This is a genomic window from Polaribacter sp. R2A056_3_33, from assembly GCF_019278485.1.
In the GTDB taxonomy this organism is placed as follows: Bacteria; Bacteroidota; Bacteroidia; order Flavobacteriales; family Flavobacteriaceae; genus Polaribacter.
Genome location: NZ_CP058984.1, coordinates 490735 through 504282, shown reverse-complemented (window position 1 = coordinate 504282; position 13548 = coordinate 490735). Strand labels below are relative to the sequence as shown.

The 13548-nt window shown below is 30.9% G+C and carries 8 protein-coding genes; 3 read left to right on the top strand and 5 right to left on the bottom strand.

Annotated elements, in window-relative coordinates:
- Positions 1-136 precede the first annotated feature (136 nt).
- Complete coding sequence (locus tag H0I29_RS02270) at positions 137-739, bottom strand: hypothetical protein (RefSeq protein ID WP_218731217.1); 603 nt, start codon at positions 737-739, stop codon at positions 137-139.
- Between the two features lie 559 nt (positions 740-1298).
- Here H0I29_RS02270 and H0I29_RS02265 point away from each other — a divergent pair.
- Positions 1299-1808 (top strand): hypothetical protein, encoded by a 510-nt coding sequence (locus H0I29_RS02265; RefSeq protein WP_218754271.1) that lies wholly within the window; start codon positions 1299-1301, stop codon positions 1806-1808.
- A gap of 56 nt (positions 1809-1864) precedes the next feature.
- On the opposite strand, the gene recQ is transcribed toward H0I29_RS02265, so the two are convergent.
- From recQ to gyrB, 4 genes are all read right to left on the bottom strand, one after another.
- The gene (recQ, locus tag H0I29_RS02260) at positions 1865-3976 is read right to left on the bottom strand and encodes a DNA helicase RecQ (RefSeq protein ID WP_218754270.1); all 2112 of its coding nucleotides are present in this window, start codon (positions 3974-3976) and stop codon (positions 1865-1867) included.
- A 172-nt stretch (positions 3977-4148) separates the two neighbouring features.
- On the bottom strand, positions 4149-5075 hold the full coding sequence (locus H0I29_RS02255; protein WP_218731214.1) for a malate dehydrogenase: 927 nt from the start codon (positions 5073-5075) through the stop codon (positions 4149-4151).
- 133 nt (positions 5076-5208) lie between these two features.
- Complete coding sequence (locus tag H0I29_RS02250) at positions 5209-6270, bottom strand: DUF6588 family protein (protein ID WP_218754269.1); 1062 nt, start codon at positions 6268-6270, stop codon at positions 5209-5211.
- A 231-nt stretch (positions 6271-6501) separates the two neighbouring features.
- On the bottom strand, positions 6502-8439 hold the full coding sequence (gene gyrB / locus H0I29_RS02245; protein ID WP_218731212.1) for a DNA topoisomerase (ATP-hydrolyzing) subunit B: 1938 nt from the start codon (positions 8437-8439) through the stop codon (positions 6502-6504).
- A gap of 598 nt (positions 8440-9037) precedes the next feature.
- Between gyrB and H0I29_RS02240 the strand changes: the two genes are divergently transcribed.
- Together H0I29_RS02240 and H0I29_RS18310 are read left to right on the top strand one after the other, a co-directional pair.
- A complete protein-coding gene (locus H0I29_RS02240) occupies positions 9038-11542 on the top strand; it encodes a TonB-dependent receptor (RefSeq protein ID WP_218754268.1) in 2505 nt (834 codons plus the stop codon).
- Positions 11543-11625: 83 nt separating this feature from the next.
- Positions 11626-13389 carry a glycerophosphodiester phosphodiesterase family protein gene (locus tag H0I29_RS18310; RefSeq protein WP_254712683.1) on the top strand — a complete coding sequence of 588 codons (1764 nt, stop codon included), beginning with the start codon at positions 11626-11628 and terminating at the stop codon, positions 13387-13389.
- Positions 13390-13548: the final 159 nt, after the last annotated feature.

The following is a 13548-nucleotide window of genomic DNA, read 5'->3' as shown; positions in this document are numbered from 1 at the left end:
AGGTTTTTAAAAAACGAGCAAATATATAGTTTCTCGTAAAATCTGACAATTATTTTTGTTGATTGTTTTTTGTAATTATGAGTTTGGTACTCATGATTTTAAAGAGGTTATAAAAAAGTGTAAATGATTACATTTTTTATATAAGGAAGCTTCTGGGACCTGCTCTAACTTCTGGTTCGTTGTAAGATGTTTTATCCTTTATAAAAGGATTTGTTTTATGAACTTTATAAGTAGTTTTAAAAAGTTGATTTTCTTTGTTTTGGTCTGCTTTTTTCAGGAAAGCAAATGAATTGTAATTGGTTATTTTGTCTAAATTATATTTAAGTTCTATAACAAAATGAAAATCAGAATTAGAAATGTCAGATTTGTTTGTAATTTCATGAATATCAATATTGTATTTGTAAGAGTTTTCATCTCTTTCTTTTTGATCATGATCTCCATTTAAAACTAACGTATGTTTCTTAGTAAGTTTTTTCTTGATTTTATCAATATGAAAATTACTGTAATAAGAAATTTTTAAAGTTCCGCTGTCTGTTTCATTAATTTTAATATTTGAAACACCAATTTTTAGTAGCTTTTCTTTTACGTCAGCAATGGTACTTTCAATATCTTTTTTGTCAATTTTAACATCAACAAACTCAAGCACTATTTCTTGATTGGGTAAAGTAACCTCTTCATGAAATGCTCCGAAACAAATAAATAGTAAGAATAAAGTACAGATGTACCATTTTGTTCTCATGTGTCAAATATATAAAAAAGATTGCTTTATCGTTCTGTAATAAAGAATCTAATTTAATTTTATTGATAGGAACTTCAACTGATTATAATGTAAATTTCAATACAAGGTAATTGTCATATTTTTATGTGTTTTGTTTACTTGTTTATTACTTTGTTTTCTAGTTTTTTAAAATGTATTAGACCTAATGCTGTGCTTTTGTTTTATTTCTTAGAATAGCATCATTATATTGTTCTGTTCTTATAATGTTTTGAGTTTATTAATTGTGTTTTATTTATGATAACTGGGTTTTGTTTGTGGATTTCTTAATAATTTTAAGATAATTGTGATTATTTGATTGTGTTAATAATTTAAAAGGTTTTATTTATTGATTTGATTGTTGTATAATTTAAGTATGTTTGTTATTATATAGTAACCCCCAAAAATATTATATCAATTGAGTGCTCTTTCCCCTTTAAAGCCTTACTTATTTTCTCGTTTTCTTAAAAAAAATAAGTATAAAGACGCAAGTTATTTTTATAGGTCTTTTTTTAGTATTAAAAATATTAACTACTATTTATTGTTGTTTGAAGAGCTTAAACGAAAGAAGGTAGTTACTACTGAAAATGAAATTTTTTTTACTTCTAAGTTTAAATTCGGTAGTACAATTAGAAGTGTTAAAAGTGGCCTTAAAGATGATTTTCATACTGTTAAAACGCTTTGTGGTACAGTAATTTTATATTCTAAAACTATAATTGGAAGTGACAAAGTTATCTTGGAACTTCATTTTTATAAAAAAAAGTTAGTTCTTTTTAGGTATACTTTTTCTAATATGAATAATAAAAGAAAAATTGAAAGTATCTTAAGGGAAAAATATTTGAATATTGATTCTAATATTTGTTTTTCAGAGTCTGCTATTAATGATTCTCATGGTAATTCTATCTTTGTAGATGATAAGGTTAATTTTTCTGTATTATACTTTTCTTTCAATTTTGAGTTTCATGATTATATTATGAATCTTAAAAAAATAAATGAAGAAAAGATTCTTGCTGAAAAATTAAATTGGAAGGCAGAAATTATGAAAAGGCTTTAATGCTATTCTGTTTTATTGAATAGAAAAACTGGGTGTCTATTTATAGTTTATGGTTGTTATTCATTTTTTAAAATGAGTGTAATACTCAACCTTATTTCCCCATAAGAAACCTCTTCGTTTAGTTTTTCGAAAATGGGTTTCAATGCTACTTTACAGTCTAATTCATTAAAAGCAATTCGTACTTTATCTACAACTTTTCTATCAACAAGTTTTTCTAATTCCACCTCTTTTCCCTCTATATACAATTGAGAAAGATGTGAAAAAATAGTAGTGATAGATAAGTTTCTTTTTTCTGCAATTTCTGAAACATTTAAACCTTCTTGGTATAAATTAAAGGTGTGTTGTATTGTACTAACTTTTCTAGCTTTTGCCACGCTTTTGAATTTACGAATTACGCTCATAAATTCTTCTCCATATTTTTCCATTTTGTTCATCCCAACTCCAGAAATAGCTAAAAATTCATTTTCGGTTGTTGGTAGTTCACTTGCCATTAATTTTAATGTTTTGTCATTAAAAATGATGTATGCAGGCATGTTTTCTTCTTTAGCAATGGTGTATCTTATCTTTTTAAGTTCTGTAAGTAAGTCTTTATTTGCTTCACTTCCAATAGTTGCTTTTACAGTTTTTGTTTTCTTCTTTTTATCATCTGAAGTTAGAGGTGTTGTTAGTCGTATTGTTTTTTCTCCTTTTAAAACTTTCCACCCGATGGGTGATATTTTTAAAGCAGAATTTTCGCTATACATGATTTCTATCAAACCTTGGTTTGCCATTTGAATTACATAATCTCGCCAATCAAAAAAACTAACATCTTTTCCTATTCCGTATGTTTTTAGATTATAATACTGTTTGGAATGGATATCTGCATTGTTACTTCCTCTTAAGACATTAATTAACATGGTTATTCCGTCTTTTTCTTTCATTCTTGCAATTCCAGAAAGTGCTTTTTGAGTTATAACAGTGCCTTCAAAATCTTTAGGAGGATTTTCGCAAACATCACAATTGCCACAATTTTCTGTGAGATGCTCTCCAAAATAAGATAATAATATTTTTCTTCTACATGATTTAGCTTCTGCAAATTGAAGCATTCTGTTTAATTTTTCTTTTTGCATATCGCTATTTGCACCACCATCTGCAAATTGGCTGTATAATACAAAATCTCTCATGTTGTAGTAGAGGATAGTTTCTGATGGCAATCCGTCTCTTCCTGCTCTTCCTATTTCTTGATAATAACCTTCTAAGTTTTTTGGTAAATTATAATGAATTACAAAACGAACATTCGATTTGTCAATCCCCATTCCAAAGGCAATCGTAGCTACAATTATTTTAGTATCGTCATTTATAAAATCAGTTTGTGTTTTTTCTCTTTCTTCATTATTCATTCCCGCATGATAAAATGCTACAGAATGACCTCTTTGCTTAAGATGACTCGCTACTTCTTCGGTGTTTTTTCTACTTAAACAGTAAATAATACCACTTTGTTCTTTTCGTCGTTCTATAAAACTGCCGATTTCTTGTAGCTTTCTCTGTTTTGGAACCTGACCTCTAACTTCTATACTTAAGTTTTTTCGATCAAAAGAAGAGATAAATAATTTAGAGTTTGTTAAGCCCAATTGTTCTTCAATGTCTTTTCTTGCAGATTTATCCGCAGTAGCGGTTAAAGCCATAAAAGGTACTTGCGGTAAAGAGCTTCTAAAGACTTTTAGTTGTGTATACTCAGGTCTAAAATCGTGTCCCCACATACTAACACAATGTGCTTCATCAATAGCAACTAATTTTATGTTTAATTCTTTTAGCCAAGTATTGCTTACGGATATTAATTTTTCTGGAGATAAATACAATAATTGTAACTCTCCATTTATTGCTCTACCAATTACATCGTTTTCTTCTTGCGGAGAAATGGAACTATTAAAAAAATCTGCTTTTATTCCGTTAGATTTTAGTGCTTGTACTTGGTCTTTCATTAATGAAATCAATGGTGAAACTACGATGGTAATTCCATGGAAAACCAATGCAGGGATTTGGAAACAAATTGATTTTCCTCCACCTGTAGGCATTAATACAAAACTGTCTTTTCCGTTTATGGTTCTGTTAATAATTTCTTCCTGTAAAGGACGAAAGTTGTCGTAACCGTATACGTTTTTTAAAAGGGTATGAGTTTGATTTTTCACTTTTTCAACAATTGGGGCTCAAATATACGGGTTTAGATATTTGTAAAGTAATATCTATTTGGTTTCCTAGTAAAGATGGGGTAGAAGTAGAAGGATGAAAAAAAAGCCCCAAAGAATTTCTTTGAGGCTTTAAGTACTATTGTTTTTTGTAAAAAGTCTACAAAACGACTTTTTATAATTCTAATAATCCGTTAGTTGCTTTAACACCTTTTGCAGATTCTGCTAATTTTGCTTTTTCAGCATCTGTTAAGCTAATTTCAACAATTTTTTCAATTCCGTTAGCACCTAATACGCAAGGTACACCAATTGATAAATCGCTTAAACCAAATTCACCTTCTAATAAAGCAGAACAAGGGAATATTTTTTTAGTATCACAGGCAATTGCTTGTACCATTGCAGAAACTGCTGCACCAGGAGCATACCAAGCAGAAGTACCTAATAAACCAGTTAAGGTTGCGCCACCAACTTTAGTGTCTTGTACAATTTTATCCATACGTTCTTCAGATAAAAATTCTGAAACAACAACACTATTTCTTGCTGCTTTTCCTATTAATGGCACCATACCAGTATCTGAGTGACCACCAATTACCATACCGTCAACATCAGAGATAGGAGCACCTAGAGCTTCTGCTAATCTGTATTTAAAACGAGCAGAATCTAAAGCACCACCCATTCCAATAATTTTATTCTTTGGTAACCCAGTAGTTTTGTGAACTAAATAGGTCATAGTATCCATAGGATTAGAAACTACAATAATAATTGTGTTTGGAGAGTGTTCAATTAAATTAGCTGAAACTGTTTTTACAATTCCTGCATTGATACCAATTAATTCTTCACGAGTCATTCCTGGTTTACGTGGAATACCTGAGGTAATTACACAAACATCAGAATTAGCTGTTTTAGAATAGTCGTTTGTACTTCCTGTAATTTTTGTATCAAAACTGTTTAAAGAAGCCGTTTGCATTAAATCCATTGCTTTACCTTCTGCAAAACCTTCTTTAATGTCTAAAATAACAACTTCGGATGCAAAATCCTTAATTGCGATGTATTCTGCACAACTTGCGCCTACTGCACCTGCTCCTACTACTGAAACTTTCATATATATAATTTTTAAGATTTATAATGTATTTGATCTCTAACAAAAGTACGAAAATTACTTAAGGTTTTAGTTCTAAAAAAGTAAAAAGACACCCTATAAAAGTGTCTTTTTACGAAAAGGATTTCGACTCTTTTTATCTAAAACTAAATGCAATACCTGCATTTACTGTGTTGTATTCTTGTAGTGTGTAACTTCCAAAAATCTTAAAGAATCCTAAGCTTAATCTTGCTCCAATTGTAGATGTTAATCCGCTAACTTTGTAGTTTAAGTTTAAAGGGTCAATAAGTGTTTTTCTGTATGTTTGACCAAGCCCTCCTGAATATTCTAATTCGTAAGTTCCGTTTATGTTTAAAGAAGAAGAACCGCTAACGTATCCAATACCACCATAAACATTTATAAAAGGAAAATTTAATGAAGCTAAAGCTTGCACTGTGTAAGAGTCTAATTTTAATTCGCCTAAACCGTCGGTTATAGTAACTCCGTTTTCGCTTGGGTCGTCTATGACACTTGTAACGGTCATGTTTGTAAAAGCACCCATTATTGAAACATGAAGAGGTAATTTCTCTAAAGGGCCAAACCAATCTGTAATTTCTTTTTTAATACCTAAACCAAATAATTTTCCTTTTGCATCATCGCTACCTACTTCTGGTACAACACGCACAGTTGCTTCAAATTGATAAGGTAGACCTAAACTTATTTGTACAGAGGGAGTTGGTGCTGCGTTTAAAGGTAAATCGTCTCCAAAACCATCTGGCATTGTAAAGTTTCTCACTAATTCTGGGTGGATACCATTGTTTATAGTGGGGTCTGAGTTTGCTGGTATCGTTACCTCAAAACCATTTTGTAAAGCACTATCATTACTCCCTAAAACGGTAGGGGAAGTAATTGGGTTTTTTGTGATTTTGTCGGATAAGTTTAATGAATTTACATTAAAAATTTCTTTATCAGATGGAATAAGGGAAAGATTAGCGCCTATGGTGATATCAAAACCTAGTGTTTTGTGAACTTTTGCAGTATGAAACCAACCACTGCTCATTCCGTAGATAAAGCCTTCTGCTGCTGGTTTTAAATAAGCCTCTGTAAGTAGGTTTGCGTCTGAAATATCGGCAAAAAGAATGTTTTCTAAACCATCTTGTGCTTTTGCGTTAAATGTAAATGCAAATACGCAGGTAAAAATTAAAATGCTTTTTTTCATTGGTTGTGGCTTTGTTTGTAAATGGTTAAAGTTCTGTTAAAGTCATTGCTAAAATAAATAAAATTATCAATAAACAAAGGTTACTGATATTTTAATACTTCAAAAAGGGGAAAAATACTTATAGATGAGTATGTGTAAAACATATGAAGTATGAGTGTTTTACGGTCAAAAAAAATACACATTCCTAATTGTTAGAAATGTGTATTTTATAAATTTATTTAGATGGAAGCTTTATACGTCTATGTTTGCGTATTTAGCATTTCTTTCTATAAAATCTCTACGTGGTGGTACTTCGTCTCCCATTAACATAGAGAAAACTCTGTCTGCCTCAGTTGCGTTATCTATAACAACTTTACGTAACGTTCTAAATTCAGGATTCATTGTAGTGTCCCAAAGTTGGTCTGCGTTCATCTCCCCAAGACCTTTATAACGTTGTATACTTACAGAACCGCCCATGTTTTGTGCAATGATATCACGTTGATTGTCATCCCAAGCATATTCTCTTTTCTGACCTTTTTTAACTAAATATAAAGGAGGAGTAGCAATGTAAATATAACCTTGCTCTACCATTGCTCTCATGTATCTAAAAAAGAACGTTAATATTAAGGTAGCAATATGCGAACCATCTACATCGGCATCACACATAATAACTACTTTATGGTAACGAACTTTAGATAAGTTTAAAGCTCTTGGGTCTTCTTCTGTACCAATAGAAACACCTAAAGCGGTAAACATGTTTTTGATTTCTTCGTTTTCAAAAACTTTATGTTGCATTGCTTTTTCCACGTTCAAAATCTTTCCACGTAGTGGCAAAATTGCTTGAAAGTTTCTATCTCTACCTTGTTTTGCTGTTCCACCCGCCGAATCTCCCTCAACTAAGAAAATTTCACATTGTGCTGGGTCGGTTTCTGAACAGTCAGATAATTTACCAGGTAAACCACCAATAGACATTACCGTTTTACGTTGTACCATTTCTCTGGCTTTACGTGCTGCGTGTCTAGCAGTTGCTGCTAAAATTACTTTTTGAACAATTGTTTTTGCGTCGTTAGGATTTTCCTCTAAATAATCAGTTAACATTTCTGAAACTGCTTGAGATACAGCAGAAGTAACTTCTCTGTTTCCTAATTTTGTTTTTGTTTGTCCTTCAAATTGTGGTTCTGCAACTTTTACAGAAACGATTGCTGTTAGTCCTTCACGGAAATCATCTCCAGCAATTTCGAATTTTACATTTTTAAGTAGTCCAGATTCATCTGCATACTTTTTTAACGTACTTGTTAAACCACGTCTAAAACCAGATAAATGTGTTCCTCCTTCGTGCGTATTAATGTTATTTACATAAGAGTGTAAATTTTCTGCATAAGAGGTGTTGTAAACCATGGCAACTTCAACAGGGATTCCGTTTTTTTCACCTTCCATTGCAATAACATTGGCAGTTAATTGCTCTCTGGTAGAATCTAAATATCTAATAAATTCTGGTAAACCTTCATCAGAATGAAAAACTTCAGAAATAAAGTTTCCTTCATCATCTGTACTACGTTTATCTGTTAGGGTAATTGTAATTCCTTTGTTCAAGAAAGCCAATTCACGCATACGAGTTGCTAACGTATCGTAATTATATTCTGTAGTTTGTTTAAAGATAGATTTGTCTGGTAAAAAGGTAACAATTGTACCTGTAAAATCTGTTTCTCCAATCGTTTTAACTGGATATAATGCTTTACCTTGAGAATATTCTTGTCTCCAAACTTTTCCTTCTTTATGAACCGTGGCTACTAAAAGGTCAGAAAGTGCGTTCACACAAGAAACACCAACACCGTGTAAACCACCAGAAACTTTATAAGAATCTTTGTCGAATTTACCACCAGCACCAATCTTTGTCATTACTACTTGTAGTGCAGAAACGCCTTCTTTTTGGTGAATTCCAACAGGAATTCCACGTCCATTATCTTTAGTAGTAATAGAATTGTCTTCATTTATTGTAACATCAATTGTATCACAATAACCACCCATTGCTTCATCAATAGAATTATCTACAACTTCATATACTAAATGGTGTAAACCACGTATACCTACGTCTCCAATATACATGGAAGGACGCATTCTAACATGCTCCATTCCTTCCAGTGCCTGAATACTGGAAGCATCATATTCTTTTTTAATTTCTTCGCTCATTATATAAAAGTAAATTAATGTTTTTTAGATTGATGAAATTCAGCTTCGAAAAGTGAAATTCATAATCTCAAATTTACAATTTATAAAGTATTTTTAAAAGCTTTTTAGTGATTTTAGCTTAAAATTATCAACATTTATTAATTTCATAAAAGTGCTTTAAATCGCTTAAAAATGATGTTAAATTAAAATTTGATGTTTTTTGTTTTAACATCAAATTTAGAAAATTTTAAAATCGCTTAAAACTTTTGTTTTAAAAACACAAAATAGCAGACATTCTTCGTTTGAAGGAATATTAGTGTGATATTAAGGTGTTATGGATGTGTGTAAGTTAAGTTTGTGATTCTTGGTTTAAAGTAGCTTATTCTACTGTTAAATTGATTAATAATTTATAAATCAGTAATTAATCTAAAAGTTTTTTTTCTGATAAAGGTAAACAATATTAATATTCTGAAACCTTGGTGTTATTGTTTTGTAAATTATCTGTATAGAATAGGTTCTAATGATTAAAAAAGTAACGTTTGTATGATTTTAAGTTAATAAGAGTCTCGGTTTACGATGATAAATTTGTGATTTAAATTAATTATAAACTCATAAAACAATGTTTTCAAAAATTGTACTTACATTTTTAACACTTTTTAGTTTAATTAGTATAAATGCCCAAGATATAGGTGTCCTAAAAGGAACTATTACTACAGAACAAGGAGAGCCTATAATGGGAGCAAATGTGCATATTAAAAAAATAGCTAAAGGAACAACTTCAAATGAAAATGGAGAATTTATATTAGAAAAAATTGCAAATGCCTCTTACGTTGTTGAGGTTTCATATTTAGGGTACAATACAATTATTAAAAATGTAGTTATTAATAAGGTAGAAACTATTCAAAACTTTGTTTTAAAAGAAAGTGCTTATCAGTTAGAAGGTGTTGTGGTAACATCTCAAAAAAGAGAACAAAAAAATAAAGATGTGCCTATTGCAATTACCTCTTACGGAACAGATTTTTTAGAAAATCAAGGAACGTTTGAATATGATGCTTTATCGGAATATGTACCAGGTTTTCAAGTGCAAATCCAGAGTGTTAATAATCCAGGGATTGTGGTTAGAGGAATTACAAGTGATAGTGGAGATTCTAGAGTAGAACCAAGGGTTTCTATTTTTCAAGATGGAGTTTCAATTAGTAAATCTAGAGGTTCTGTGGTTGAATTATACGATATAGAACGTGTAGAAGTTTTAAAAGGGCCTCAAGGAACATTGTTTGGTAGAGGTGCTCAAATTGGTGCAATGCATATCATTCAAAATAAAGCAAAAAATGAAACGTCTGGTGCTGTAAAATTAGGGTATGGCAACTTTAATCAGTTTTTGGCAACAGGACATTATAATGCTCCTTTAGTAGACGATAAATTATTTTTTAGAGCTGCTGCAATTTATAATAAAAGAGATGGTTATATCGAAAACCTTTCTGGTGGAGATTTAAACGGAAAAGAAACTGTTGCTTTTAGAACCTCATTTAGATATTTATTAAATGATGATACTACTTTAGATGTAATTGCAAACTGGCAACAAGATACACCTCCGGGAACTTCTTTTAAAAGTGGGACTTATGCACCATTAGGTGGAGATACAAACCCAAATACTTTTGCAGATTTAGAAAGAGGAGAAGAGTTAGGTTTGGATAGAACTGTTTGGGGTGTTACTGCAATTTTAAAACATGATTTAAATGATGTTTGGGATGTTACTGCTACTTCTGCGTATAGAAAATTTAATTCTGATGAAGCTTTTGATGCAGACGGAACTGCAGCTCCTGCTTTATTTTTTCATGAGATATCAGAAGGGAAGCAATTTAGTCAAGAGGTTAGGTTTAACTTTGATACTGATGATAAATTTAGAGGGTTTTTTGGAGGAAATTTCTTTTACGAAAAAGGATCACAAAGAGTGCCTTGGGAATATAATGAGCAAAGTGTAGCAATGTTATTTTTAAATCCGGAAGCTTTATTAATTAGTGGTGTACCAACATTATTACCAAATATACCAAACGATCCAGCTACTTTTGGACCACTTGCAGGTGCTCCGTTAAATTCTTTTAATACTGAATCAAATACTAATTTTGGAGAAAATTATTCTGGAGATGTTTTTGCTGATGCTTCTTATGATTTCACTGATAAATTATCTGTTACTTTAGGATTAAGAGCTACTTGGGAAAACATTAATGCAGGGTATCAAGTAACAGATTCAGAAACCCCTTCTGTTTTAGGACACTTATTAGGTAGTTATCCAAATGTGTTGTTTGCATCAACAAACGGAGAAAAAATAGAAGCTAGTGAAAACTTTTTGTCAGCTGTTGGGCGTTTTGCCTTAAATTATGATGTAAATGATAATATTACATTATTTGGTACGGCAGCTCGAGGGAGAAGGCCAAATGTTATTAATGTAACGGCAACAGAAACAAATGTATTATCAGATGAGACAGTTTGGTCTTATGAGGTAGGTGCAAAATCATTGTTTTTAAATAATAAATTACAATTTGATGTAAATGCGTATGTGTATGAGTATTCAAATTTTCAAACAACTATTTCTAAATTTGAAGATGGAGTCCTAACAGCAACGCCAGAAGATAGTGGAAGTGCAAGTTCTTTTGGTTTTGAAACGGCTATGCAATATGCGTTTTCAAAGACATCAAGCTTTTTTGCAAATTATAGTTATATAGATGCTTCTTTTGATGACGAAGACTCAAATGGAAATGCTCAAGCTTTAGCAGGAAATACATTTAGATTAACACCTAAGAATTCCTTTTCTGCAGGATTTAATATCAACATAGATGCAACTAAAAACTTAAGCTACTTTTTTAGACCTACTTATACATATAAGTCTAAAGTATTTTTTGAAGAAACAAATTTGCCAGATATTTCTCAAGATGGGTACGGGATTTTAAATTTTAAAACAGGTCTTGTAATTAACAAAGATTACGAGCTTACTTTTTTTATGAACAATGCTTTAGATAAAGAGTTTATTGTTGATGCAGGTAATACAGGTGGTGCTTTTGGTATACCAACTTTTATTGCTGGGGCACCAAGATTTTTTGGAGTACAAGTAAAAGCGAACTTTTAAGAACGCTTATAATTCATTAGAAAAGCTATCTAAATGTATTTTAACAAACATTTTAGATAGCTTTTTTTTAAACACAATTTATTATGCAAAAAACATTTTTAACTTCGCTTTTATTAATAGCCTTTAATTTTACAGTTTTAGGTCAAGAAGTAAAAACGATTATGACAATTGAAAGTATTGTAAAAAAGAAAGAGGATAGTAATAAAAACATCAAACCCAATAATGATGCTAGAATTATTTGGGCTGATAATTATAAAAATAAACAATCTGATATTGCATTTGTCTATTTGCATGGTTTTGGAGCAAGTGGTAGGGAAGGAGAGCCTATATTAAGTATGCTTTCTAAAAAATACAACGCAAATGTTTATGTGTCTCGTTTAAAAGAACATGGTATACAAAGAGATGATAGTTTTAAGAAGTTAACTCCAGAAAACTATATAGAAACAGCAAAAGAAGCTTTGTCCATCGGTAAAATAATTGGTAAGAAAGTAGTTTTGGTAAGTACATCTACTGGTGGAACTTTAAGTTTAAAACTAGCTTCGGAAGATACTTCTATTTTAGGTTTGGTAATGTATTCTCCGTTTATCGGGCTTAAAAATCCTGCATTTGCAGCCATTACAACTCCAGAAGGAAAAGCCGGATTTATAAAAATGAACGGTAGTGAAATTACAAAGCAGAAAAGACCTGAAGAAGAAGCTAAATATTGGTCTACTACGTATCATGTTAACGGTTACGAGGCTTTAATAAAAATGTTATTAGATAATATGAAGCCAGCAACTTTTGCTAAAGTTAAAGTTCCTGTATTTGTTGGTTATTATTATAAGAATGAAGAAGAACAAGATCAAGTGGTTTCTGTTGGGGCAATTTTAAAAATGTATGATGGTTTAGGGACTCCTGCGGATAAAAAAACAAAAGTTGCTTTTCCAGAAGCAGGAAACCATGTAATTGCATGCGATTTAAGATCTAACGATTGGCAAGGTGTTTATAACGAAACAGTAACTTTTATTGATGAGGTAATTTTAGAGAAAGAACAAAAGTTTGAGTTTGATTTACAGGGTCATCGTGGAGCGAGAGGTTTATCACCAGAAAACACAATTCAGGCTTTTGAAAAAGCATTAGAATTAGGTGTAAATACGTTGGAATTAGATGTTGTAATTAGTAAAGATAACAAAGTGGTTGTTTCTCATGAGCCTTGGTTAAATGAAGAAGTTACTTTAGATGCTAAAGGAAATAAGATTTCTAAAGAAAGCGCATTGGTTTTTAATATGTATAAAAATAAATACAAGAAAATTAAAAGTTATGATGTTGGTTCTATAGGAAATCCTAAGTTTTTAGAGCAGAAAAAAGAGAAAGCTTACAAACCATTGTTGTCTGAGGTAATTGATTTTGCCGAAGCTAAAAATGAGGAGATTCGTTATAATATTGAAATAAAAAGTACGCCTGATGACGAAAAAAGAGAATTTCAACCTGCTGTTGATGAATTTTCTGACCTTGTTATAGCGGAATTGATAAAAGCCAAAATTCCTAAAAATAAAATAACGGTTCAAAGTTTTGATCCTCGTATTTTAGAATACATTCATAAGAAATACCCTGAGTTTATATTGGCGCTTTTAACGTATCAAAATGATTTTGAAACGAATATGAAGATGTTAAGTTTTGTGCCAGAAATTTACAGTCCGTATTTTGCTTTATTGAATAAAGATGAGGTAAAAACGATTCAAAATAAAAATATGAAAGTAATTCCTTGGACGGTCAATAAAAAAGAGGACATGGTAAACCTACTAAAAATGGGTGTAGATGGAATTATTACCGATTATCCTAACATTGCAATTCCTTTAAGAAAGTAGGTTTCTTTTATTAAAAATAGTAAAATCCCCCAATTTTATCGTTGAATTTATAGGGAACCTGCTATTTAATTAGTAAGTTTCTTGTAAATAAACTTTGATATTTTGTTATATCAATAAATAAACAACGATATTTTAGAAATTCTGCAACAGCTATATAAA

Bases quoted from the DNA above. Each gene is read 5' to 3' on its own strand.
- H0I29_RS02270 (WP_218731217.1), bottom strand. From the start codon at position 739: ATGAGAACAAAATGGTACATCTGTACTTTATTCTTACTATTTATTTGT.
- H0I29_RS02255 (WP_218731214.1), bottom strand. From the start codon at position 5,075: ATGAAAGTTTCAGTAGTAGGAGCAGGTGCAGTAGGCGCAAGTTGTGCA.
- H0I29_RS02250 (WP_218754269.1), bottom strand. From the start codon at position 6,270: ATGAAAAAAAGCATTTTAATTTTTACCTGCGTATTTGCATTTACATTT.
- gyrB (WP_218731212.1), bottom strand. From the start codon at position 8,439: ATGAGCGAAGAAATTAAAAAAGAATATGATGCTTCCAGTATTCAGGCA.
- H0I29_RS02240 (WP_218754268.1), top strand. From the start codon at position 9,038: ATGTTTTCAAAAATTGTACTTACATTTTTAACACTTTTTAGTTTAATT.
- H0I29_RS18310 (WP_254712683.1), top strand. From the start codon at position 11,626: ATGCAAAAAACATTTTTAACTTCGCTTTTATTAATAGCCTTTAATTTT.